Raw genomic sequence first — 23640 nt, 5'->3', positions numbered from 1 at the left:
CGGTAAGATCGCGTAAGGATGCTCCCGGGCGTCCGATCCGCTCTCGCAGGGCGTTGACCTGGCACGACGGGCCGTGCCGCCGCCGCAGGGGGCTGGGGCGGCGGCACGGCCCTCCTTCTTTCCCCTTCCTCAGCTCGCGGCGGCGGCCGGGCGCGCGGGCTGCTCCACCCGTTCGATCCGCACGGCGGCGGCCTTGTACTCCGCCGTTCCCGCGATGGGGTCGGTGGCGTCGATGGTCAGCAGCTGGGTGTCCACCTGTTCGGGGAAGTGGAAGGTCATGAACACCAGGCCCGGCCGCATGGCCTCGGTGACCGAGACCGGGACCAGGACCGAGCCCCGCCGGGAGGTCACCCGGACCGTCTCCCCGTCGCCGACGCCGAGCTTGGCCGCGTCCTCGGGGGACAGGTCCAGCAGCTCGCCGCGGCGCAGCGGCGAGGAGAACCCGCTGGTCTGCACCCCCGTGTTGTAGTCGTCCAGCCGTCGGCCGGTGGTCAGGCGGAAGGGGAAGTCCTCGTCCAGCAGGTCCACCGGCGGCGAGTGGCCCACGATCCCGAACGGCGCGGGTTCGCCGCGCTCGGCGGGGTCCTCCGACCACAGCCGCGCGTGCAGGTAGCTCGGCCCCACGGTGTCCCCGGAGTAGCACGGCCACTGGATGCCGTGCAGCTCGGCCAGGCGCGCGTAGCTCATGCCCCGGTGCATGGGGGAGAGCGCGCGGACCTCGTCCCAGATCTCCTCGGCGGAGGGCCGCGCCCAGTCGTGGCCCAGCCGGGTGGCCAGGTCGCACATGATCTCGATGTCGTCGCGGGCGCCCTCCGGCGGGTCCAGCGCCCTGCGCACCAGCTGCACGCGGCGCTCGCTGTTGGTGAAGGTGCCGTCGGACTCGCACCAGGAGGCGCTGGCCGGGAGCACCACGTCGGCCAGTTCGGCGGTGCGGGTCAGGAAGATGTCCTGCACGACCAGGTGGTCCAGGCCGCGCAGGCGGCGGGTGGTCTTGTGCGTCTCGGGCTCGGACTGGACGGGGTTCTCCCCGATCACGTAGAGCGTCTTGAGCTCGTGCTCGTCCATCGCCTCGAACATCTGGGTCAGGTTCAGGCCCTTGGCGGGCTGGATCTCCCGTCCCCAGGCGGCCTCGAAGGGCGCGCGCACCCGGGGGTCCAGGATGTCCTGGAACCCGACCAGCCGGTCGGGGATGGCGCCCATGTCGCCGCCGCCCTGCACGTTGTTCTGGCCGCGCAGCGGGTTGAGTCCGGACCCGTACCGCCCCACGTGCCCGGTGAGCAGCGACAGGTTGATCAGGGAACGGACGTTGTCGGTGGCGTTGTGGTGCTCGGTGATGCCCAGCGTCCAGCACATCTGGGCGCGCTCGGCGCGGGCGTAGGCGTGCGCCAGCTCGCGGATGGCCTCGGCGGGCACGCCGGTCTCGGCCTCGGCGGCGGCCAGCGTCCACGGCTCCACCAGCGCACGGTACTCGTCCAGGCCGCTGGTGGCGCGCTGGACGAAGGTGTCGTTGGCCAGTCCCGCGTGCAGGATCTCGCGGCCGATGGCGTGCGCCAGCGGGATGTCGGTGCCCACGTTCAGGCCCAGCCAGCGGTCGGCCCACTCGGCGGTGGACGTGCGCCGGGGGTCCACGACGAACAGGCGCGCCCCGCGCCGCACGGCCTTGAGCACGTGCTGGAAGAAGATCGGGTGGGCGAAGCGCGGGTTGCCGCCCCAGATCACGATGAGGTCGGTGTCCTCGATCTCGGTGTAGGAGGAGGTGCCCCCGCCCGAGCCGAAGGCCGCGGCCAGTCCGGCGACGCTGGGCGCGTGGCAGGTGCGGTTGCACGAGTCGACGTTGTTGGTGCCGACGACGACGCGGGTGAACTTCTGCGCCATGAAGTTCATCTCGTTGGTGGCCCGGGCGCAGGAGAGCATGCCGAAGGAGTTGGGGCCGTGTTCGGCCACCCCGCGCCGGAACCCGGCGGCCGCGCGGTCCAGCGCCTCCTCCCAGGAGGCCGGGCGCAGCTCGCCGCCGTCACGGACGAGGGGCTGGGTGAGTCGGTTGTGGGGTGCGGAGAAATCGTCGGATCGCATGTGGCCTCGCATGGTGTTCGTGGCCGGATTCGTCCGGGCCGCCGGGCGGCGACATTGTTCGGATACTGCATACAGTATTGAGTTGGTGGGGACAAGGGTCAAGAGTGAGGGGTGCGGGGTCGGGCCAGCGGGCTGGTCGGAGACGTCGCTGGTGCGGCACGCGGGTTCTGGCCCGCGGTGGTCTTGCGCCTGTGGCGCGTCTGGACCGTCCGGCCTCGCCGCAGGTACAAGGTCACGACGGAGGAGGCGGGCCCCGGCGAGCCTTCGCGGTCAGTGCGTCTAGGCCGCGACGGAGGGCGCCGCGGGCGTGGGGGCGGGGGCGGGCGCGTCGAGCATCCGGGCGTTGAGCAGGCCCGCGACGGCGTCCACCGCCCGGAGGGCGGGAGCGGGGGCGCCGGTCAGGTCGGCCAGCTCCACCACGGCGGACAGGATGACGTCCAGCTCCATGGGGCGTCCGCGCTCCAGGTCGTGCAGGGTCGAGGTGCGGTGGTCGCCGGTGCGCTCGGCTCCGGCCAGGCGCCGGTCGATGGAGACGGCGGGGCGCACGCCCAGCCGTGCGGCCACGTCCAGGGTCTCGGCCATCATGGTGCGGGCCAGCTCCCTGGTCGGGCGGTTGCGGCAGATCTGCACCATGGTGGAGCGGCTCAGCGCGCTCAGCGGGTTGAAGACGATGTTGCCCATCAGCTTCACCCAGATGTCCTCGCGCAGGTCCTGCTCGACCGGACACTTGAGCCCGCCCGCCTCCATCGCGGCCTGGAGGTCGCGGCAGCGCCGGGAGGAGGAGCGGTCCGGCTCGCCGATGGAGAACCGGGTCCCCTCGATGTGCCGGATCACGCCGGGCCCGGCGATCTCGGTGGCCGCGTAGACCACGCAGCCCACGGCGCGCTCGACCGGGATCGTCCGGCTGACCGCGCCGCCGGGGTCCACGCTCTCGATCCGGTGCCCGGCCAGGGGCCCCTCGATCCCGTGGAAGTACCACCAGGGGATGCCGTTCTGGGCGGCGACGACCATGGTGGAGGGGCCCATCAGGGGGCGCAGCAGCGGGCCGCAGGCCGCGTAGTGCTGGGCCTTCAGGCCGAGGATGACGGCGTCCACGGGCCCGACCTCGGTGGGGTCGTCGGTGGCGTGGGGGTGCGCGTCGAAGTCCCCGCGCGGGCTGAGGACCCGGACCCCCCGCTCGCGCAGGGCCCGCAGGTGCTCACCGCGCGCGATGAGGTGCACGTCGGCCCCGCCCCTGTGCAGCGCGGCTCCCGCGTAGGCGCCGATCGCTCCGGCGCCGAGTACGGCGATTCGCATGAGGACTCCTTTCCATAAAATACTGTATACAGTATGCTTCAGGGCAGCGTTCTTCACCCGACGACAGGGAGAGAAGGAATGCCCGACCCGGTTGCCCCGGAAACTTCTCCGCTTCTTCACGGAAAAAGCCGCCCGCGCGCACCGATGCCCTGGACCAAGGCACGGGAGCTGGCGTGGGTGACCGGCGCCGAGGGTGGACAGCCCATGGCCGAGGAGCCGCTCGACGGCGCCCTCGGTGCCACCCTCGGCGCCGACCTCGTCTCTGCGGTCGACGTCCCGGTACTGGACAGTGCGGCCATGGACGGGTACGCGGTGGCCGGTGAGGGTCCCTGGACCGTCCTCGGCCGCTCGCTCGCCGGGCGCCGGGGACCCGTCGTCCGCCTGAACCCGGGGGAAGCGGTGGAGGTCGCCACGGGCGCCGTCGTACCGGAGGGCACCACCGCCGTCCTCCCCTGGGAGCGGGCGACGGTGTCCTCCGGGCGCGTGCGCGGCGGGGCCGAGGCCGGCAGGCACATCCGCCGCAGGGGCGAGACCACCCCCGCCGGGGCGCTGGCCGCGCGCCGCGGCAGCCCCGTCACCCCCGCCCTCCTCGGCCTGGCCGCGAGCCTGGGCCTGGACACGCTGCCCGTGGTCCGCCCCTCGGTGCGCGTCCTGGTCACCGGGGACGAGGTCGTGCGCGAGGGGGCGCCGCGCCCGGGCACCGTGCGGGACGCGATCGGCCCGTTGCTCCCCGGACTGGTCACCTGGGCCGGAGGGCGCTGCCTGCCCGCGCTGGCGGTCGCCGACCGCGGCCGGGACACGGCCCGGGCCCTGGAAGCGTCCCGGCCCTCCGAGGTCGTCGCGGTCTGCGGGTCCTCCTCGGCCGGGCCCGCAGACCACCTGCGCCCGGTGCTCGCCGGACTCGGCGCGCGGATGGTCGTCGACGGCGTGGCCTGCCGCCCGGGGCACCCGCAGGTGCTGGCCGTGCTGCCCTCGGGAACGGTGGTCGTGGGCCTGCCGGGCAACCCCGGCGCCGCGCTGGCCGCCGCGCTCACACTGCTCGTCCCGGTGCTCACCGGCCGCGCGGACCGGCGCGACCCCGCCCACCTCGGCCGCCGGGTCCGGCTCATCGGGCCGACCCCGCCGCACCCGGCGGACACCCGCCTGGTGCCGGTGCGCGTCAGCCGCGACCTGGCGGTGGAACTGCCCGCCGCCGGCTCGGCCGACCTGCGCGCCGCCGCCGTCGCGGACGCCCTCGCGGTCGTACCGCCCGGCCGCCGGGCCGGCCGCGTCGAACTCGTGGAGCTGCCGTGACGGCACACCCGCCCGCCGCCTTTTGTACACTGTCTACAAAGCCCACGCATCCGGATGGAGCCGCCCTATGTCCCCACAGGGGTTGAACGCCGTCGCGGGACGGGTCCAGCGCCCCGTGCCGCTGCGTGAAGCCGTGTACGAGGCCATTCTCGACCTGATCACCAACCGGTCGCTCTCGCCCGGCCAGCACCTGGTCGAGACCGAGCTGGCCCAGACCCTCGGCGTCTCGCGCCAGCCGGTCCGCGAGGCGATGCAGCGGCTCAGCAACGAGGGGTGGGTGGACCTGCGGCCCGGGTACGGCGCTTTCGTGCACACGCCCACCGAGAGCGAGGCCGACCAGCTCCTGGCCGTGCGCGCCCTGCTGGAGACGGAGTCGGCCCGCCTGGCCGCGCAGAACGCCTCGTCCGAGCAGATCGGGTTCCTGCGCGACCTGGTCGCCGCCGGGCGCGCCGCCACCGACCGCGCCGACACCGACGCGGTCGTCCAGGCCAACGCCGACTTCCACCGCACCGTCACCGAGGCCTCGGGCAACCGGGTGCTCGCCGAGCTGGCCGCGCAGGTCGACCGGCGGGTGCGCTGGTACTACGCCCCGGTCGCCCGCGTCCGCGGCGCCGCCTCCTGGGACGAGCACTCCGCCCTCGTCGACGTCATCGAGGACCGTGACGCGGACGCGGCGCTGAGGCTGATGAGCGAGCACACCGAGCGCACCCGGCGCACCTACCACGAGCAGGTGGACGGCGTGGAGGCCTGAGCCGCCGTGCGCCCGTCCTCTCGCCCGCGGCGGCTCAGGCCTCCACGACCCGGTACTCGCTGCCGTCGTCGTCGCGGGTCAGGTAGCCCCCGTCCACGAGATGGCGGCGCATGGCCGAGTGGTCGTCGCAGCAGGACCGCAGAGCGGTGTTCACCTGCTTCTCGGTGTAGGTCACTCCGGGGGCGAAGAACCGGTCGGTGATCCGCGCGAACACCCGCGCGCGCAGCTCGCGCTTGGCGGGCAGCGCGCTCAGCCGCCCGTCGTGGAACAGCGCGTCCACCGGATCCCGGCGCGCGGGCCGGTGCTCCTCCAGGGCGGCGGAGAACGCCTCCGGCACGCACACCACGCGGCCGTCGTCCTCGCGCACCAGTCCCGCGTCCGAGAGCCGGGTCAGGTTCCTGCGTCCCCGCCCGTCCGCGCGGACCTCCCCGGCGGGCAGCCCTCCGGCTCCCGCGCCGACCACGCGGGCGTAGAGCGCCAGGCGGTCGGGGTCGGCCAGGGAGGAGACGATCTGGGTGGGGTGCGGCAACGGTGAGCCCTTCTCCGGGTACGTGTGGGGCGACCCTAGGAGGCGGCCCCGGGCTGGGGCCAGGCGTTTTCCGGCCCGGCGCCCGGAACCCCTTCCCTCCACCGTGATCTTGTACCTATAGCGAGGTTCGAGCGCCGACATCGGCTACAAGTACAAGATCATCGCAGTTCAGAGCCCACGCCTCACGCCAGTAACATTTCCGGTTGACGTGGTCAGCGCTCTGCGAGCAGCCGCTCGACCACCCGGCCCACACCGTCCTCGTTGCTGGGCGGGGCCACCCGCAGTCCCAGCGCGGGATCGAGCAGGTCGGGGTGTCCGCTGGACATGGCGTACCCCGCGCCCGCCCAGGACAGGGCGGCCAGGTCGTTGGGCATGTCGCCGAAGGCCACCACCTCCTCGGCGGACACCCCCCACCGCTCGCAGACCATCGCGAGCGTGCTGCCCTTGTTCACGCCCGGCGCGCTCAGCTCCAGCAGGCTGTAGCTGCCCGAGTAGGTCACCTCCGCCAGCGACCCGACCGCCGCCGCGGCCGTCTCGTGCAGCTCCTCCACCGGCATGTCGCGGGCGCGCACGAGCAGCTTGGTGATCGGGGTGGCCCGCTTCAGCAGGGTCTCGGTGTCCTCCAGCACCTCGCGCACCCACTCACCGGACAGCCACGGCTCCAGGTGGTAGTCGGCGTCGTGGAAGAAGTCGGTGCCGGTCTCGATGCCGTAGCCGATCCCGGTCAGCTCCGCGTTGAGCTTCTCGACCACCGAACGGGCGGTGTCCGGGGAGATGGCGCGCACCAGCGGGTCGTCGCCGGGCACGTGGGCCAGCGAGCCGTTGCCGCAGAGCACGGCGGAGCAGGGGAGCTGCTCGGCGATGTGCTGCGTGGTCCGCGGCGGGCGCGCGGTGGAGACCACCACCCTGACGCCCGCCTCCGCGGCGGCGGCCAGCGCCCGCCGGTTGCGTTCGGAGACCAGGCCTCCCGCGTCCAGGAGTGTGCCGTCGAGGTCGGTCGCGATAACCCGGGGAAAGACCATGGTGGGCATTATGTCGGTTCCCGGTGACGTTGCGAAGCGGTTTTGACCCGTCTCACACGAGCGGGAGCGGGGAGCCGAAGGCCGAGGGGACCCGTTCCACCACCCCGCCCCGGAACACGTCGTACAGGTCCAGGGACTCCAGGTGAACGTAGCCGATGTGGCAGTCACAGCTGGTCAGCGGGCACGCGCGGGGGCCGAGCCGGGCGGCGAACGAGCCGTCGTAGAGGTTGCCCATCGGGGTGTCCACGAAGTGGCACCGGCGCACGTCGCCGTCCCCGTCCACGGACAGCACAGTGTCACCGGTACGGCAGGGCAGGCCCCGGCTGGGGTGGGGGCTGCGGCTGTAGTGGAAGTGGGGGTCCAGGGCCTGCCACCGCGCGGCCTCCGCGTCGGTGTAGGTCCGGCCCTCGGCGGCGTTCACCCACAGGTACACCTGCTCGGGCAGGTCGGCGCGCATCCGCCGGGCCGCCGCGAGGTGCTCCGGTTCGCCGACCACGCCGACGCTGAACCGCACCCCCATCCCGACCAGCTCGCGCGCCTTGGCCAGGAAGCGCTCATGGGTCACCTGCCCGGGGTGGTAGGTGGTCCACAGCGCGGCGGTGCCGGGGTCGCAGTCGGCCAGCCAGCCCAGGCGGCCGCTCAGGTTGGTCTGGATGGCCACCCGTTCCACGTGCGGCAGGTGGCTGAGCCGGGTGATCGCGGTCCGGTACCAGGACCGCACCAGTCCCTCGCCCCACGGGGTGAACAGCACCGAGACACGGGTGCCGGGGTGCTCCGCCTCCAGCGCGGCCACCCAGCCGGTGAAGCGCTCCAGCGCGGCGCGGTCGGCGCGCAGTGTCTCGGGGTTGTCGCGCCGCTTGGCGAAGGGGCAGTACGGGCAGTCGTAGTCGCAGCTGGCCAGCGGACCGCGGTAGAGCAGGGTCAGGTGCGGCGGGAGCGCGGGGCCCGGGGCCCGGGCCGGGGAGGAGGGGGTCACCGTGCTCACCGGGCCTCGTAGTCGGCCATCAGGGCCGCCACCCCGGCGGAGAAGAACATCGGCCCCACCGCGTCGGAGTGCGCGAGCCCCTCCGGGGTCAGCCGCAGCAGGTCCGGCGCGCCGTCCCGCTCCAGCCAGCCGCGCCCGTCGAGCACCGCCAGGGTCGCGGCGAAGTCCTCCTCGGGGCGGGAACCGAACCGGTCGGCGTAGGCGGCGGTGTCCATCCCCTCCGCGAGCAGCAGCGACTGGAGCAGGTGGCGGCGGCGCCGCTCGTCCCCATCCATGTCGAACCCCACCTCGGCCCGGGTGAAGTCGGCCCGGTCGCGGCCCGTGTAGTCGGCGATGATCGACCGCACCTGCCCCACGCCCACGGCGTAGTCGAAGGAGTAATGCGCGGCGGAGGTGTAGGAGCGGGCCCCGCAGCCCAGCCCCACCATGCCGTCGGTCTGGCAGGAGTGGTCCGGCCCCTGCGTCGCCGGGGCGTCCGCCCGCCGGAACATGCGCATGGACACCTGCTCGTAGCCGCGTTCGCGCAGGTGGTCGCGGCCCTGGCGGTACAGGCCCAGCCGGTGGTCGTCCCACGCGCGTGCGCGGCGGCCCAGCCCGGTGAGCGGGCGCACGTACAGCGGGTACAGGTAGATTTCCTCCGGCTCCCACTCCAGCGCCGTGTCCAGGGAGTAGGCCCAGGTGCGGGCGTCCTGGCGGTCGATGCCGTAGATGAGGTCGAGGTTGAGGTCGGCCGAGGCGTGCTCGCGGATCGCGGCCAGCGCCCGGTCCACCTCGGCGCGCTTCTGCGGACGCCCGGCCGCGTGCGCCTCGGAGTCCAGGAAGCTCTGCACGCCCATGCTGATCCGGGTGGCGCCGCGCGCGTCGAGCACCGCCAGCCGGTCGGGCGTGGCCGTGGCCGGGGAGGTCTCCACCGACACCGGGACCGCCGACAGGTCCACCCCGAACGCCCGCTCGGTGAGGTCGTAGACCCGGGTGAGCTCCTCGGCGGTCAGATAGGTGGGGGTGCCGCCGCCCAGGGCCGCCCGGGCGAAGGCGGCGCCCTCCGGCAGCGCCCCGGCCACCGCCTCCGCCTGCCGCTCCAGAGCGTCCAGGTAGGCGGTGACCTGCTCGGCCGGGGGAGTGGAGCGGGTGAACAGGTTGCAGAACCCGCAGCGCATCTCGCAGAACGGGATGTGCGCGTACAGCGACAGCGCGCCGACGTCCTCGCCGCGCCACAGGTCGGCGAGCGCGGGGCGTTCGGTGAAGGGCCGGTAGGCGCTCTTGTGCGGGTAGGCGTAGACGTAGGACTGGTAGGGGGAGTCGGCGCGCACCGGTTCGGGGCGCGGGGTCAGGGCGGTGGTCACGTGGTCGCCTCCTGGGCGTCGGCGGGAGCGGTACGCCCCCGGGGCAGGAACGCGTGGGCGTAGGGGACCGTCCACACGGTCTCGTGGCCGATCCGGTGGCCGGTGTAGCCGTCCTCCCCGTAGGCGGTGCCGTGGTCGGAGCACACGATCGCGAAGCAGGGGCGGCGGGCCGACATCGCGGCCAGCAGCGGCGGCAGGTGCCGGTCCACGTACTCCAGGGCCGCGGCGTGGCTGCGCCTGGTGTCGCCGTCCTCCCGGACGGCCCCGGGCAGGTGGAACCAGTTGGGCTGGTGCAGCGCCGACACGTTGAGCAGCAGGAACAGCGGCTGGTCCGCGGGGCGCTCCCCGGCGATCCGGGCGGCGCACGCCACCTGGTGCTCGAAGGAGCGGGGATCGGTCACGCCGAAGGACTCCTCCCAGTGGCTCTCGGCGAACATGTCCGGGATGACCGAGCCCACCGCCGACCTCCGGTTGAAGAAGCCCGTGCCCCCCACGCAGGCCGTGTGGTACCCGGCCCGGGCCAGCCCGGAGGCCAGGTCCGGCGCGTCGAAGGTCCAGGTGCCGGGCGCGGTGGACACGCTGCCGGGGAACGCGGCGGCGAACAGGCGCGGATGCGGCCCCGGTGAGGCGGGGGTGGGCAGGAACCCGGCGAGCATCGCCAGGTGGGAGGCGTAGGTGAAGCTCGCGGGCGCGTGCCTGCGCTCCCACCGCCCGCCCGGCAGCAGCCGGGCCAGGTTCGGGGTGCGGCCCGCCTCGGCCAGCTCGGCGGCCACGTCGTGGCGGAGGGTGTCCAGGGTGAGCAGCAGGATGTCGTGCGTGCCCACCACGGTGTTCATGTCGGGTGCGGTGCTGTTCATGCTCTCTCGGGTTCGGGGACGGGGAAACGGCCGGTGGCCAGGGCGTGCAGCTGCTCGGCGTAGGTGTCGCGGCCCTCGTGCAGGACGCCGGGGAGCAGGTCGCCGAAGGCGTTGACCTCACACACGGCGAACTCCCGCCACCCCGGGGAGGCCAGCAGGTCCACCCCGGCGTGCAGGGTGCGGGGGAAGCACGCGGCGGCGGCCTCGGCGGTGGCCATGGCCCGCGCCCAGGCGTGCGGGCCGACCGACTCCCGCAGGGCCGCCAGGTCGCCCCGGGCGTTGCCCAGGTGCAGGTTGGTCATGGGTGAGGACGAGGAGCGCACCACGACGTGGGCGGCCCGGCCCGCGACCACCACCACGCGCAGGTCCACGGCCCTGCCCGCGAACCCCGCCTTGGGCACCCACCGCTCCACGTGCAGGTGGTCGGGGGCCAGGGCGTCCACCACCGCCGCGACGTCCTCCTCGCTGGTGTAGGTGCGCAGCCGCAGGCTGTTGTACAGCTCCACGGACCCGTCGGCGCCCCGGACCAGGTCGGCCGAGGTGACCGCGCGGATCCGCCCGCCGGAGGCGGTGGCCAGCGCCATCACGCCGGAGGCCGAGGAGCCGTGGGCGGGCTTGACGAACACCCGCGGCCAGCGGTGGGCGTCCATCGCCGCGCGCAGCGACGCGTAGCCGGTGACCGGCCCGGGCAGGGCGGGCGGCACCGGCACCCCGGCCGCCGCCAGACGGGCGTGGCAGCGCCGTTTGTCGCACATGTCCACCAGGTCCGCGGGCTCCTGGAGCAGGGCCGCGCCCGGCGTGGCGCGCACCGCCCCGGCGAGCCGGTCCAGGGCGGCACGGAACCCGGCGTGCTGGTCGCCGGTGCCCTCGGCCCGATACAGGTCGGGGGTGTGCTCCCAGCCCCGCAGCAGGCGCTCGGTCTCCGCGTCGCCGCCCGGCGAGTCCACCCGGACCACGGCGTCCTCCGGCAGCTCCACCGGACCGGAGGCCAGCGCGCGCCACGGCACGACCACCGGTTCGGGCAGACCGAGGGCCCCGGCCGCGGCGCCGAACAGCTCCAGGCGCCGGTGGCCGGGGACCCCCACCACGACCAGGGGGCGTCGGGGGATCATTCGGAGACCGCGGTGTAGTAGTGGATCTCGGGCTCCTCGCCGTCCTCGTCCTCATGGACCTCGGGTTCCCCGCGCCCGGACAGGTCGACCTCCACGCCGGGCAGGGCGGCGCGGATCCGTTCGCACACGTCCTCGGAGACGTAGTGGTGGTGCAGGTCGAGCCGCTTCAGGTGCGCGAAGGCGGGAGCGGCCTCGACCAGGGCCTGTCCGCCCTCGTCGGTGAGGTCGCCCAGAGACAGGTCCAGGACCTCCAGGGAGGAGACGACGGGGGCTCCGGCGATGACCGGGATCCAGGAGCCCAGGTTCCCGGCGTTGCGCAGCCCCAGCGAGCGCAGCCGGGGGAACGCCCCGCCCGACAGCACCGGTGCGAGGTCCCGCGCGGTGCTCCTGCCGCCGTACTCCTCCACGCCCAGCCACAGCTCCAGGTGCTCCAGCGCGGGCAGGCCGGAGGCGCACACGTCCCGGACCACGTCGGGGCGCAGCCCCCCGCTCTGGACGGTGAGCCTGCGCAGGGAGGGGTGCTCCTCCAGCCGCAGGTCCAGGGAGCCGCTGCCGCCGCGCACCACCAGTTCCTCCAGGTGCGGCAGCGCGGCCGCCAGCGGAGCGAGGTCGCACAGCTGGATCCAGGAGATCTCGTTCTCCTCCTGGAGGATCTCGCCGAAGAACAGCGCGCGCAGCCCGGTCAGCTTCGGGGCGAGTCCGAGCAGCGCGTCGACGACCTCGGCGGCCCGCATCTGGAAGTCCTGGTCGGGGACGTTTCCGACGACCAGGGCGCGGACCTGCTCCTGTCCTACCAGGACGGAGAACCTGTACATGTACTCCTGGAGGTTCTCGAACGCCTTCGTCCGGCCGCCGCTGCCGTAGGAGCTCGACGGCTCCGTGCGCAGCCGCCAGGCCACCGAGCCCGGGTCGGCGATGGCCTCGAGGAGCCGCCGGTGCGACCGGGGGCGCTCCTCATGGAGTTCGCTCCGGTTGCGCGCCCAGTACATGGCGGTTTCGAGATCGTCGCGGATGGTGTCCCACGAGTGGAACTCGACCACGGGCAGGCCCGCGAACTCGGTGACGTGGTGGTTGTTGGGCATCAGGGGGCTTTCCGGCTCGGGGTTTCGGGCAGGCGACGTCCAGCAGCCCGGAGTGACGAGTGTGATGTGGGGTTACTCCGAGACCGCGGTGTAGTAGTACGACTCGCCTCCGTGGTGGACGTACGGCTCCCGGTGCTCGGACAGGTCGACCTCCACACCCGGCAGGGCCTCGCGGACGCGCGCCTGCGTCTCCTCGGACAGGTAGTGGTGGTGCAGGTCCAGGCGGCGCAGCCCCGCGAACGCGGACGCGGCCTCCACCAGGGCCTGTCCGCCCTTGTCGGTGAGGACGCCCAGGGACAGGTCCAGCGTGTCCAGGGAGGCCAGGACGGGGGCCTGGGCCAGGACCGGGATCCAGCCGTCGACGTCCTCGGCGTTGCGCAGGCCCAGGTGGCGCAGCCCGGGGAAGGCCTCGCCGGAGAGCACCCGCGCCAGGTCGTCCGGGGTGGTGTCGCCCCGGTAGTTCTCCACGCCCAGCCACAGTTCGAGGTTCTCCAGCGCGGGCAGCGGCGAGGCGGCGACCTCGCGCGAGACCCGGCCGGGCAGGCCGCCGCTCTGGAGGACCAGGGTCCGCAGGCCGGTGTGCTCGGCCAGGGCCATCTCCAGCTTGCCGTCGCCCAGGTAGGGGTCGCCGGTGCCGCGCACGGTCAGTTCCTCCAGCAGGGGGAACGCCGCCACCAGGGGCGCCAGGTCGGTCTGGTGGATCCAGGAGATCTCGTACTCCTCCTGGAGGATCTCGCCGAAGAACAGGGCCCGCAGCTCGGGGAACGCGTCGGCGCCGCCGATGAGCGCGTCGCGCGGGACGGTCGAGGGCGGCTCCTCCTCGAAGTCGCCCCAACCGCCGATGATCAGGGCCCGGACCCGGCCGGTGTCCACGGCCGCGAGGAAGCGGGCGAAGTAGTCCCCGAAGTCCTCGGCCGGGTAGACCGACGAGACGCGCAGCCGCCACGCCACCGAGCCGGGGTCGGCGACCGCCGCGGCCAGCTCCTCGGGGGACTGGGCGGGCTCCTCGGAGTAGGTGCCCGCCTCCTCTGCCTCGACGGCGGGGAACTCGACCACGGGCAGGCCCGCGAACTCGGTGACGTGGCGGTTGTTCAGCATCGGGGGGCTCCTACCTCGGGGTTTCGGGCAGGAACATATCTAGCAGCCCAGGGTGACACGACGGACGGTGCGGGCCCTACTCGGTGACGGCCGTGTAGTAGCCGGCCGCGTCGTAGTCGAAGTTCTCGTCCTCCCAGTCGCTGCCGACCTCGCGGTCGGACAGGTCCACGTCCACACCGGTCCCGGCGAAGGCGGCCTGGACGTGCCCGCTCATCTCCTCGGACAGGTAGTGGCGGTGCAGATCGAGCCGCTTCAGGTGCCCGAACGCGGGAGCGGCCTCGACCAGGGCCCGAGCGCCCCTGTCGGTGAGGGTGCCCAGGGACAGGTCCAGGGTGTGCAGGCGGGAGGTGACGGGTGCCTCGGCGAGGACCGGGACCCAGTCGTCGGTGTGCTCGGCGTTGCGCAGGCCCAGCGACCCCAGCCCGGGGAACACCTCGCCGGACAGGACCGGGGCGAGGTCCTCCGGGGTGGTGTCGCCCCCGTAGTTCTCCACGCCCAGCCACAGCTCCAGGTGCTCCAGGTGCGGCAGCCCGGACGAGACGATCTCGCGGGTGAGCTTCGCGGGCAGCCCTCCGCCCTGGAGGGTGAGGCGGCGCAGCGAGTCGTGCCGGGGCACGTGCAGGCTCATGTCACCCGTGCCGCGCACCGCGAACTCGGTCAGCAGGGGGAAGGCGGCCAGGACCGGGGCCATGTCGCCCAGCTCGATCCACGAGACCTCGATCTCCTCGAAGGTCACGTCGCAGTAGAAGAGGGAGCGCAGCCCGGTCAGGTCCGGCGCCACCTCCAGGAGGGCGCGCTTGAGGGGGTCGGGACACTGCACGGAGAAGGTCTCCCGCATGTCCCCGAGCACGACGGCTGCGACCCGGTCCTGGTCCACCTGCGCGGTGAACCGCCGGTAGTCGTCCAGGGGCTCCTCGTCGTCGCTGAGGCGCCAGGCCACCGACCCGGGGTCGGCCAGGGCCGCGGTCAGTGCGGGGGGCGGGTACGAACCGGGGCCGGCGAAGTCCCGGCCCAGCCGCTCCGCTCTCTCGCGCGCCTTCTCCGCCTCCCGCGCCCACCCCTCCGGGGAGCGGTACTCCACGACGGGCAGTCCGGCGAACTCGGTCAGGTGGGCGTCGAAGGCCACGGGGTCTCCCTGAGGTTCGGAGGGTGTGCGTCCATACCTATCAGCGCGCTCCGACACACCGGGCCGCCCGTGCCCGGGCGGGCGGCGCCGGGGCGGCGGTCGCCGGGACTACTCCGAGACCGCCGGGTAGTACTCGGCCTCGCCGTCCCAGTCGTCGGGCTCCTCGCGTTCGGACAGGTCGACCTCCACCCCGGCTCCGGCGAACGCCGCGCGCACCTCCTTCTCCGCCTCCTCGGACAGGTAGTGGTGGTGCAGGTCCAGCTTCCCGAGCCCGCGGAACACGGGCGACTCCAGCAGGACCGGGACGTCCTCGTCGCGCAGGGTCCCCAGGGACAGGTCCAGGGTGTGCAGGCGGGAGGTGACGGGGGCCTCGGCGAGGACCCGCACCCAGGCGCCCGTGTGCTCGGCGTTGCGCAGGCCCAGCGTCCTCAGCCCGGGGAAGGCCTCGCCGGACAGTACCGGCGCGAGGTCCTGCACCGTGGTGTCGCCGCCGTAGGCCTCCACGCCCAGCCACAGCTCCAGGTGCTCCAGGGCGGGGAGCCGGGCGGCGACGACCTCGCGGGCGAGCCGTCCGGGCAGTCCCCCGCCCTGGAGGGTGAGACGGCGCAGCCCGTCGTGCTCCAGCGCCTTCAGGCTCAGGCGGGTGGTGCCGCGCACCGCGAACCGGGTCAGCCCGGGGAGGGCGGTCACCAGCGGGGACAGGTCCCCGTGCCTGATCCACGACGCCTCGCACTCGTCGCAGATCAGGTCCGCGTAGAAGAGGGAGCGCAGGCCGGGCAGGCGCGGTGCCGCCTCCGCGAGGGCGTCGCGGACGGCGTCGGAGGACTCCACCTCGAAGCCGTCCACCAGGTTGCCGACCACGAGGGCGCGGACCGAGGCCGGGGCGCCGGCGAACTCCAGGAAACCCTCCAGGTACTCCCGGGGGTCCCCCGGGAGGTCGTCCCCGTACCGGGTCAGCTGCCAGGCCACCGACCCGGGGTCGGCGAGGCCGTCCCGTTCCGGGGACCGGGCGCCGGGCGGGACGGTCTCCCCGTGCCGTTCCAGAAGGCGGGCCTCCTGGTAGCTCGCGACGGGCAGTCCGGCGAACTCGCTCAGGTGTTCGTGGAGGGTCAAGGGGTCTCCCGGAGGTTCGGAGGGTGTGTGCGGCCATGCATAGCAGCACACTCCGACACCGAGGTCTCCACCAGCACCGCCCTCATGCTCGGGCACTCCAGGATGTCCGGCGACTCGCAGGAGAGCGTGTGCGCCACCATGTCGCGGACCGCCCGCAGCCGGGCCACGCGCTCGTCCAACCGCGCCAGGTGCTCGGCCAGGCGGTCGCGCCGCGCCGCCCCGTCCTCGGCGCCGAACAGCTCCCGGATCTGCTCCAGGCTGAACCCGGCCTCCTGGGCGCGCAGCACCAGCCCGACCCGGAGGCGCTGCTCCGGCGTGTACCGGCGCTGGCCCCCCACACGGCGGGACGGTTCCAGGACGCCGACCGACTCCCAGTGCCGCAGCACGTGGGTGGCCAGCCCGAAGGGTTCGGCCAGTTCGCCGATGGACAGCTCCGACTCGCTTGACTTCATGTGGACATTAACTTCCACACTGGGACTCCGGTCAAGGAACCGGGTCGAGGGAGGACACCGTGGACGAGCGGACCGAGCGGGTGCGTAGCGAGTGGGACCGGATGGCGCGGGGCTACGACCGCGCCGCGGGAGTGCAGCGGGCCGTGCTCGGCCGCACCCGCGCCCGGCTGTGCGCCAGGGCGCGCGGCCGGGTTCTGGAGGTCGCCGTGGGCACCGGCCAGAACCTGCCGTACTACCGGGACGGGGTGGAGGTCACCGGCGTGGACCTGAGCCCCGGCATGCTGGCCAGGGCCCGGGAACGGGCCGCCGGACTGGACGGACGCCTCACCCTGTGCGAGGGCGACGCGCAGGACCTGCCCTTCGGCGACGGGGAGTTCGACACCGTCCTGTGCGCGCTCGCCCTGTGCACCATCCCCGACCAGTACCGCGCCCTGTCCGAGATGCACCGCGTCCTGCGGCCGGGCGGGCTCCTGCTGCTGGTCGACCACGTCGAGTACACCCGGTGGCCCCTGCGCGTGCGGGAGGCCCGCAAGGACCGGCCCCGGCGGCTGCCCCGGCACGTGGCCGTCGACGCGGGGTTCGCGGTCGACCACCACGACCGGACCGCGCTGGGGTTCGTGGAGCGCGTGGTCGCCCACCGCGTCCCCTGAGCCGCGGACGGGCGGGGTCCGCGAGATCCGGCCCTTCGCCTTGAGGGCACCGGGATGTCCGAAAACCGGGCGCACGCGGCTCTCCGGGGCCGTTGCGGCGCTGCGGCGGGACTTCCCGCGGGCGCGGTGTGACAGTGGTCCCATGGCTACGCACAGCGAACTGCGAGACTTCTGGGAACGCCGCCTCGAAGGCGACTGGACCGAGAGCGGCGTCGGCTACCGGGCCCTGGGCCGCCCCTTCAACACGTGGATGTACAAGGTGCGCGAGGAGGTGTTCCTGCGCGAGGCCGCCCGGCTGACCCCCGGCCGGTCCGGCGCCAGCGTCCTCGACGTGGGCAGCGGCACCGGATTCTACGTGCGCCTGTGGGGGCGCATGGGCGTCGGTGACGTCACCGGGTGCGACATGACCGACGCGGCCGTCCAGCGCCTGCGCGGCAGGTTCCCCGACCACCGGTTCGTCCGCCAGGACGCCGCCGACCTCGACGCCTTCGACGACGACTCCTTCGACGCGCTGTCCTGTATGGACGTGCTCTTCCACATCACCGACGACGAGCGCTACACCCGGGCCGTCGGCGAGTTCGCCCGGGTGCTGCGCCCCGGCGGCCTCCTCGTGGTCTCCGAGAACTGCCTCCGCCGTCCCGAGCAGCGCGGCGAACACCAGGTCAACCGCACCCTGGAGTGGATCACGGACACCGCGGACCGGGCCGGGTTCGACCTGGTCCGCCGGGTGCCCATGCTCATGCTCATGAACGCCCAGGTGGACGCCCCCGCGCCTTGGCGCAAGGCGTGGGGCGGGGCCCTGCGCGCGGCCACCCTCACCGCGCCGACCGGGTGGCTCGCGGGCGCGGCGCTGTACCCGCTGGAGCGGCGCCTGGTCCGGGGCCGCAGTGAGAGCCCGACCACGGAGCTGGTGGCGTTCCGACGCCGGGAACGGGGGTAGGGGGAGAATCCTGTGTCACGGGGGCACGGGGCGGACGCGCCGCCGTCCGCCGGTGCCCCGGGATACGGTTGACGTCCACTTTGTACCAGGGGCGTCCGCGGCCGGGCCCGGCACCGCGGAGGTCCCTGCCCGGGAGGCGACTGTGCGACGCTCCACCATCACCTCGGTGGCCAAGTGGGGGCTCGTCGGACTGGTGACCACCCAGGTCGCCGTGGCCGCGACCCTCATGGGGGTCAACCACTGGCGCAGGAAGGTGCGGCCGCGCCGGGCCTTCTTCCCCCGCACGGCGCCCGCCGAGCTGCCGGTGGGCGACACCGGGACCACGGCCACCGTGTACACCTACGGCGAGGACCTGTTCGAGGACATGATCGCGGCGATCCGGGGGGCCCGGCGCCGCGTCCTGTTCGAGTCCTACATCATCAAGGACGACCGGGTGGGCCAGCGGTTCAAGCGCGCGCTCATCGAGGCGGCCGACCGGGGCGTCGAGGTGTACGTCGTCTACGACGGCTTCGCGAACCTGGTGGTGCCCCGCTCCTTCTTCCGCTTCCCGCCCAACGTCCGCGTGCTGGAGTACCCGCTCCTGCGCCCCGGCGTGCTGCTGCTGAACATCCGCAAGTCCGGCCGCGACCACCGCAAGATCCTCACCGTCGACGGCGAGGTGGGCTTCGTCGGCGGGTACAACGTGGGCTCGCTCTACGCCACCGACTGGCGCGACACCCACATGCGCGTGACCGGCCCGGCGGTGTGGGAGCTGGAGAACGCCTTCAGCGACTTCTGGAACATGAACCGCAGGCCCCGCCAGCCCGAGCTGGAGAACTTCGGCGACCCCGACTGGGACGCGCACTTCCGCGTGCACCGCAACGTGCCCGAGATGCTCATCTACCCCATCCGGGCGATGTTCCTGGAGGCCATCGACCGGGCCAAGGAGCGGGTGCTGTTCACCCAGGCCTACTTCATGCCCGACCGGGAGTTCCAGAACGCCCTGGTCGACGCGGTCGAGCGCGGCGTGGACGTCAACATCCTCGTGCCGGAGGAGTCCAACCACGTCGTCGCGGACTGGATCTCCCGCAGCCAGTACTCGGTGCTGCTGCGCGGCGGCGTGCGCCTGTGGCTGTACCGCAACGCCATGGTGCACGCCAAGACGGCGACGGTGGACGGACGCTGGTCCACGATCGGCACCGCCAACGTGGACCGGCTGAGCCTGACGGGCAACTACGAGATCAACGTGGAGATCTTCGACGAGGGCGTGGCCGGGCACCTGGAGGAGGTCTTCGCCAACGACCTCACCAACGCCCGCGAGCTGACCGAGTGCGAGTGGCGGGACCGCCCCTGGTACGCCAAGTTCGGCGAGGCCGTGCTGGCCCCCTGGCGGCCCTTCCTGTGAGGGGTGGGGGGAGGGAGCCGCCTCCCCCGGGAGGCCCGCGCCGAACTGGTACGTTCGCCGGTGCAACCGTCCTCCAGCGCACCGGAGCGAGCATGGCACCCGACTTCGACGACCCGTCCCTGAAGGCCGCACTGGCCCTGCACGAGGGGCAGGAGCGGCAGGGGCCCGGGTCGCGCGCCACCACCCGCCTCCTGCTCTCCCTGGCGTCCCCCCTGCCGCGGGGCCCGCGGGTGCTGGACCTGGGCAGCGGCACCGGAGCGGCCTCGCTGGTCCTGGTGAGGGAACTGGAGGGGGCGCGGATCACCGCGGTGGACCTGTACCCGCCGTTCCTGGCCGACCTCGCGGCCGCCGCCGAGGCCGCGGGCGCCGCGGACCGCGTCACCACGCGGACGGGCTCCATGGACGACCTGGACGACCTCGCCGACGGGTCCTTCGACCTGCTGTGGAGCGAGGGCGCCGCCTACAACGTCGGGTTCGCGCACGCGCTCGCCTCGTGGCGCCGCCTGCTCTCCCCCGAGGGGGCGCTGGTGGTCACCGAGTGCGGGTGGACCACGGACGAGCCGTCGGCCGGGGCCCGGGCCTACTGGGACGCCCTGTACCCGCTGAGCACCACGGCCGAGAACGTGGCGGCGGCGACGGCCGCCGGATACACCGTCACGGCCACGTACCTGCTCCCGGCGAGCGACTGGGAGGCGTACTACGCCCCGCTGGAGGCGCGGGCCGCGCTGACCGACCCGGCCGACCCGCACGCCGCGGCGGCCGCCGCCGAGCTGCGCCGCGAGGTCGCGGTGTACCGGGAGCACGGCCACGAGTACGGCTACGTCGGCTACGTGCTCCGGCCGCGGCGCTAGGCGCCCCCACGGTCGGCACCGCCGCCGGACACCCGCTCAGGAGCGGCGGCGTGTGGGCGGCGGCCCCAGCCGGTTGGGGAAGAACGGGTCCGGGTCCGTCTTGCGGGGCCGGGGCCCGCCCCAGTGCTGGGGGCCGGGGTGCGGGGTGCGGTGGAGCGCCCCGGCGATGGCGGCGGGTGAGCCGCCCCGCTGCCGGACGGGCGCCCTGTCCGGTTCCTCCGACCGCTCGTCCCGGAAGTGCTCCGTGTGCGCCATCCGTGTGACCTCCCCCGTCAGGTACCTGCTCCCGCTCCATGATCGGACGAGCCGCCCTCCGGTGTCATGGCGACACGTGGGGGGACCGGCACCGTTGACCGGGGAAGACGCGGACGCACGGGGTCCGGTCACGGGCCGGTCGGCTCCGGAGCGGCGCCGAACAACCGCTGGCGCGCCGTGTCGGCGTCCAGCCCGGCCTCCGCCAGGATCCGTGCGCCCGTGCTCCCGGGCACGCGGAGGACCCCGGTCAGGACGTGTGCGGCGGTGACCTCGTGCTGGGCCCGTGTGAGGCGCTCCCGCTGGCTCAGCTCCATGGCGTGCCCGGCGTACGGGGTGAAGGGCAGGCCCCCGCCGTCCGCGGGCGCCTCCGCCCGTCCGCGGCCGACGAGTTCGTCGACGCGGCGCAGGACCAGGGGCAGGGTGACGCCGTGTTCGAGCATGAGCCGGACGGCGTCGTCGCGGTCCTGCCCGGTGTGGAGGAGGCCGAGCAGGAGGTGTTCGGTGCCGATCTCGGCGTGCCGGTGCGCCACGGCCTCCGAACGCGCCAGGCCGACGGCGGTGCGCACCGTGTCGCCGAGGTGGTCGAGCACGCCCTCGATGTTCCTGGAGGGGGTGTTCGTCTCCGACGCGTCGAGTGTGGTCCGGCGCAGCGCGTCGGGGTCGGTGCCCAGGGCGGCCAGGATCCGGACGGCGGTGCACTCGCGGTCGTGGATCAGCCCGAGCAGCAGGTGCTCGGTCCCGATGTAGTTGCGCTTCAGGGCGAGGGCCTCGCGCAGCGAGTTCTCCAGGGCCTTCTTCGCGCTGCCGGTGAAGGGGACGTGTCCCTCCGGCTCGGCGGCGCCCGAGGGGCGCAGCGCCAGCGAGACGCGTTCGATCGCCTCGGCGTCGAGGCCGTGTCCGGCCAGGCAGCGGCCTCCGGTGCTCTGGACCTCCAGCGCCAGGCCCATCAGGACGTGGTCGGTGTCGATGGTGTCGTGGCGCAGGCGTTTGGCCTGGGCCTGGGCCCGCACGACGATCCGGCGCGCGTTGGTGGTGAACCTCTCGAACACGGGTCCCTGCTTCCGGAGGAGGGGGCCGGGGCGGGCGCCGTCGGGGGCGGGCCGCCGCGGAACGGACGGCGCCAGTCTCCCAGACGCCGGGGGGCGCGTCCCGCCGCCAGCCGCCTGCCCCGGCCCTCCGTCACCCGTCCGCCGCGGCGTGCTGCCTGCTGGCGCGCCGGATGCCGCGCTGGACGAGTCCGCGGACGCCCGGGAGCAGGACGGCCCGGATCACCAGGTCGTTCATCCACACGTGCGCGCGGCTGGAGGGGGCGTACTGACGCGTCCCCCGGCGGGCGAGCGCCTGCCGCTTGCGGGTCTCGGGGCGCAGTCCCGCCTCCCAGCGCGCCAGGGCCCCGGTGACGTCGTCGCCGTGCCGCTCCAGGGCGTCGCCGAGCCGGTCCGCGCCGCTGAGCGCGAGGGCCGCGCCGTACCCGGCGAACAGGGAGGGGCACCAGGCCGCGTCGCCCAGCAGCACGACCCGGCCGCGGCTCCACCCGTCCATGGAGATCTGGCTGACGGAGTCGAAGTAGGCGCCGGACGGGTCGGCGTGGAGCTGGCGGAGCACGTCGGGCACGCCCCCGCCGAGGTCGCCGAACGCGGCGGTGAGCGCCTGGGCGGGGCCCCGCGCCAGTTCGGCGTCCGGGTCCGCGCAGCGGTAGGTGAAGAAGGCCGAGGACCGGCCCGGCCCGAGGTTGACGACCGCCGCCGTGCGCCCCGGACCGATGAACGTGGTGCCGGTCCCCTCCGGCACGTCCGGGGGGAGCCGGTCGAGCGGGAGCGCGCCCACGACGTGGTTCAGGTCGACGCGGAAGTCCGCCTCGGGGCCGAACACGGCCGTGCGGACGCCCGAGTGCAGCCCGTCGGCGCCGACGAGCAGGTCGGCGCGCTCGGTGGTGCCGTCGCTGAGCTCGACCCGGACGCCGCCGGAGTCCTGGGCCACGTCCAGGGCGGTGGTGCCGAAACGGAGAACCGCGGTCTCGCGAACGGACTCGTACAGCGCCGACTCCAGGCTTTCCCGGAACACGGTGAGCGCCCGGTCGCCGAGGGCGGCCCTGGCGATCTCGGGAGGGACGGCGAACTTGTGCCGGCCGTCGGCTCTCACCAGGACCGTGGAGAACAGGCCGAGGTCGCTCTCGGACAGCGCGGGGACGAGGCCGAGGCGCTCGGCGGCGTCGTAGCCCCACCCGACCAGGTTCACCATGTAGCCGCCGCTGCGGCGGGCCGGGGCGCGCTCGACCACGAGCGTCTCCCAACCGGCCCGGTGGAGCCGCAGCGCGGCGGCGAGACCGGCGATGCCCGCGCCGACGATCACCGCCCGCCTCGGCGGCGGGCCGCCGTACCCGCCACCGACACGCTGGGAAGCGTCCTCGACGTTCGTCACCGCGACCTCCGGACCACATTGGTATGAGCAGGCGTTCACTCAAGTATGAGCACGTGTTCATACCGAACGCAAGCCGGTGGCCCGGTGTGCGGCGGACGACCGCGCCGGGGCCGGTCGAGGGCCTAGAATTCCTGGCATGCCACGTGGTGTCGCCATCCCCGAACTCAGGCAGCGGCTCTTCTCCGCGGTCGAGCGGGTGATCGTCAGGGAGGGGCCCGTCGGGCTCAGCGGCCGGGCCGTCACACGCGAGGCCGGTGTCGCCACCGGGCTGCTGTACGCCCACTTCGCGGACACCGACGACTTCCTGGCCGCCTACGCCGTCGACCGGGGATTCCAGGTCTGCGCCAGGGCCGCGGCCCTGCCGGGGCGCGCCGGTACGGGCACGGTCGCGGACAACCTGGCCGAGGCCGTGCTGGCGACTCCGCCGACGGTCCTCCTGGCACTGGCCAGGCTCATGGTCTCCCGGCCGGAGCTGGCCGGACGCGTCCGCGCGGTCCTCGGCGACCGCACGGCCGGCCTGGAGGCGGTCGAGACCGCGGCCGCGGCCTACCTCGGCGCCGAGCGGGGCCTGGGGCGCCTCCACCGGACCGCCGACCCGGAGGCCCTGGCGCTGGCGGTGGTCGGCGCGGTCCACCACCTCGTGCTCACCGGCGCGGAGGAGCCTGTGGTCCGCGACAGGATCCGGCGGACGGTGGCCGCGCTGGTCGCGGGTTCCGCGGCGGAGGCCGACCGCCGGTAGCCGCCGGCGGATGGCCGGACCGCCCCCAAGGGCCCTCACGGGTGCGCGGGCCGCTGTGTGACCGAAGCCGTGTGCTCACGGCGGTGGAACGCGACCCGAACGGGCCCCGGAAAGCGTTCTGGGGCCCCTCCCGGAGGAGGAACCCCAGTTCACGGACGCGGCCCCGGCAGGATTCGAACCTGCGGCACCCGCTTTAGGAGAGCGGTGCTCTATCCCCTGAGCTACGGAGCCATGGGTCTGACGCAGGTATGTCCTACCCCGTCACCGG

Annotated in this window: 23 protein-coding genes and 1 tRNA gene; 7 read left to right on the top strand and 17 right to left on the bottom strand. The window is 74.0% G+C overall.

What is annotated here, in order from left to right; translation table 11 throughout:
• Nucleotides 1-129: 129 nt before the first annotated feature.
• Together HGB44_RS29360 and HGB44_RS29355 are read right to left on the bottom strand one after the other, a co-directional pair.
• On the bottom strand, nt 130-2073 hold the full coding sequence (locus HGB44_RS29360) for a molybdopterin oxidoreductase family protein (protein WP_061082901.1): 1944 nt from the start codon (nt 2071-2073) through the stop codon (nt 130-132).
• Between the two features lie 279 nt (nt 2074-2352).
• Nucleotides 2353-3369, bottom strand: a complete 1017-nt coding sequence (locus tag HGB44_RS29355) for a 2-dehydropantoate 2-reductase (protein ID WP_061082902.1) — start codon at nt 3367-3369, stop codon at nt 2353-2355.
• 144 nt (nt 3370-3513) lie between these two features.
• Between HGB44_RS29355 and HGB44_RS29350 the strand changes: the two genes are divergently transcribed.
• On the top strand, nt 3514-4662 hold the full coding sequence (locus HGB44_RS29350; RefSeq protein ID WP_061082903.1) for a molybdopterin-binding protein: 1149 nt from the start codon (nt 3514-3516) through the stop codon (nt 4660-4662).
• Nucleotides 4663-4729: 67 nt separating this feature from the next.
• Nucleotides 4730-5413 (top strand): GntR family transcriptional regulator, encoded by a 684-nt coding sequence (locus HGB44_RS29345; RefSeq protein WP_210752326.1) that lies wholly within the window; start codon nt 4730-4732, stop codon nt 5411-5413.
• 34 nt (nt 5414-5447) lie between these two features.
• Here the strand turns inward: HGB44_RS29345 and HGB44_RS29340 are convergent, their stop codons facing one another.
• From HGB44_RS29340 to HGB44_RS29290, 11 genes are all read right to left on the bottom strand, one after another.
• A complete protein-coding gene (locus HGB44_RS29340) occupies nt 5448-5942 on the bottom strand; it encodes a DUF2087 domain-containing protein (protein WP_061082905.1) in 495 nt (164 codons plus the stop codon).
• Between the two features lie 212 nt (nt 5943-6154).
• Nucleotides 6155-6973, bottom strand: coding sequence for an HAD-IIB family hydrolase (locus tag HGB44_RS29335; protein WP_061082906.1), 819 nt, complete (start codon nt 6971-6973; stop codon nt 6155-6157).
• Between the two features lie 43 nt (nt 6974-7016).
• Entirely contained in the window at nt 7017-7949 is a 933-nt protein-coding gene (locus tag HGB44_RS29330) for an STM4011 family radical SAM protein (protein WP_061082907.1), read from the bottom strand.
• Nucleotides 7946-9292, bottom strand: a complete 1347-nt coding sequence (locus HGB44_RS29325; protein WP_061082908.1) for an STM4012 family radical SAM protein — start codon at nt 9290-9292, stop codon at nt 7946-7948. The genes HGB44_RS29330 and HGB44_RS29325 overlap by 4 nt, the downstream gene beginning before the upstream one ends.
• Nucleotides 9289-10149 carry an STM4013/SEN3800 family hydrolase gene (locus HGB44_RS29320; RefSeq protein WP_082768582.1) on the bottom strand — a complete coding sequence of 287 codons (861 nt, stop codon included), beginning with the start codon at nt 10147-10149 and terminating at the stop codon, nt 9289-9291. Before HGB44_RS29320 ends, HGB44_RS29325 begins: the two co-directional genes overlap by 4 nt.
• A complete protein-coding gene (locus tag HGB44_RS29315; RefSeq protein ID WP_061082909.1) occupies nt 10146-11261 on the bottom strand; it encodes an STM4014 family protein in 1116 nt (371 codons plus the stop codon). The genes HGB44_RS29320 and HGB44_RS29315 overlap by 4 nt, the downstream gene beginning before the upstream one ends.
• Nucleotides 11258-12343, bottom strand: coding sequence for an STM4015 family protein (locus tag HGB44_RS29310; protein WP_061082910.1), 1086 nt, complete (start codon nt 12341-12343; stop codon nt 11258-11260). Before HGB44_RS29310 ends, HGB44_RS29315 begins: the two co-directional genes overlap by 4 nt.
• A 72-nt stretch (nt 12344-12415) precedes the next feature.
• Nucleotides 12416-13441, bottom strand: coding sequence for an STM4015 family protein (locus HGB44_RS29305; protein ID WP_061082911.1), 1026 nt, complete (start codon nt 13439-13441; stop codon nt 12416-12418).
• A gap of 76 nt (nt 13442-13517) precedes the next feature.
• Nucleotides 13518-14567: an STM4015 family protein gene (locus tag HGB44_RS29300; protein WP_061082912.1), complete on the bottom strand. Its 1050-nt coding sequence runs from the start codon at nt 14565-14567 to the stop codon at nt 13518-13520.
• A gap of 108 nt (nt 14568-14675) precedes the next feature.
• Nucleotides 14676-15680: an STM4015 family protein gene (locus tag HGB44_RS29295; protein WP_061082913.1), complete on the bottom strand. Its 1005-nt coding sequence runs from the start codon at nt 15678-15680 to the stop codon at nt 14676-14678.
• Nucleotides 15677-16132, bottom strand: coding sequence for a MerR family transcriptional regulator (locus HGB44_RS29290; protein ID WP_061082914.1), 456 nt, complete (start codon nt 16130-16132; stop codon nt 15677-15679). Before HGB44_RS29290 ends, HGB44_RS29295 begins: the two co-directional genes overlap by 4 nt.
• Before the next feature lie 59 nt (nt 16133-16191).
• On the opposite strand from HGB44_RS29290, the gene HGB44_RS29285 reads away from it, so the two are divergent.
• The 4 genes from HGB44_RS29285 to HGB44_RS29270 all read left to right on the top strand — a co-directional run bounded on the left by HGB44_RS29285 (nt 16192) and on the right by HGB44_RS29270 (nt 19957).
• Complete coding sequence (locus HGB44_RS29285; protein WP_061082915.1) at nt 16192-16782, top strand: class I SAM-dependent methyltransferase; 591 nt, start codon at nt 16192-16194, stop codon at nt 16780-16782.
• A gap of 142 nt (nt 16783-16924) precedes the next feature.
• The gene (locus tag HGB44_RS29280) at nt 16925-17722 is read left to right on the top strand and encodes a class I SAM-dependent methyltransferase (RefSeq protein WP_017563928.1); all 798 of its coding nucleotides are present in this window, start codon (nt 16925-16927) and stop codon (nt 17720-17722) included.
• Between the two features lie 142 nt (nt 17723-17864).
• A complete protein-coding gene (locus HGB44_RS29275; RefSeq protein ID WP_061082916.1) occupies nt 17865-19106 on the top strand; it encodes a phospholipase D-like domain-containing protein in 1242 nt (413 codons plus the stop codon).
• A 92-nt stretch (nt 19107-19198) separates the two neighbouring features.
• Complete coding sequence (locus HGB44_RS29270; RefSeq protein WP_061082917.1) at nt 19199-19957, top strand: class I SAM-dependent methyltransferase; 759 nt, start codon at nt 19199-19201, stop codon at nt 19955-19957.
• A 36-nt stretch (nt 19958-19993) separates the two neighbouring features.
• On the opposite strand, the gene HGB44_RS29265 is transcribed toward HGB44_RS29270, so the two are convergent.
• The 3 genes from HGB44_RS29265 to HGB44_RS29255 all read right to left on the bottom strand — a co-directional run bounded on the left by HGB44_RS29265 (nt 19994) and on the right by HGB44_RS29255 (nt 22633).
• Complete coding sequence (locus HGB44_RS29265; RefSeq protein WP_061082918.1) at nt 19994-20212, bottom strand: hypothetical protein; 219 nt, start codon at nt 20210-20212, stop codon at nt 19994-19996.
• A 128-nt stretch (nt 20213-20340) separates the two neighbouring features.
• Nucleotides 20341-21261, bottom strand: a complete 921-nt coding sequence (locus tag HGB44_RS29260; RefSeq protein ID WP_061082919.1) for a Clp protease N-terminal domain-containing protein — start codon at nt 21259-21261, stop codon at nt 20341-20343.
• Between the two features lie 130 nt (nt 21262-21391).
• Nucleotides 21392-22633 carry an FAD-dependent oxidoreductase gene (locus tag HGB44_RS29255; protein WP_061082920.1) on the bottom strand — a complete coding sequence of 414 codons (1242 nt, stop codon included), beginning with the start codon at nt 22631-22633 and terminating at the stop codon, nt 21392-21394.
• A 136-nt stretch (nt 22634-22769) separates the two neighbouring features.
• On the opposite strand from HGB44_RS29255, the gene HGB44_RS29250 reads away from it, so the two are divergent.
• Nucleotides 22770-23372 (top strand): TetR/AcrR family transcriptional regulator, encoded by a 603-nt coding sequence (locus HGB44_RS29250; protein WP_061082921.1) that lies wholly within the window; start codon nt 22770-22772, stop codon nt 23370-23372.
• Between the two features lie 158 nt (nt 23373-23530).
• Here the strand turns inward: HGB44_RS29250 and HGB44_RS29245 are convergent.
• Nucleotides 23531-23603: transfer RNA gene (locus HGB44_RS29245), tRNA-Arg, on the bottom strand.
• Nucleotides 23604-23640 lie beyond the last annotated feature (37 nt).

The sequence above is a fragment of the Nocardiopsis alborubida genome (assembly GCF_012396365.1).
Classification (GTDB): Bacteria; Actinomycetota; Actinomycetes; order Streptosporangiales; family Streptosporangiaceae; genus Nocardiopsis; species Nocardiopsis alborubida.
The sequence above is the reverse complement of the archived record's forward strand: the minus strand, read 5'-3'. Positions and strand labels throughout refer to the sequence as shown.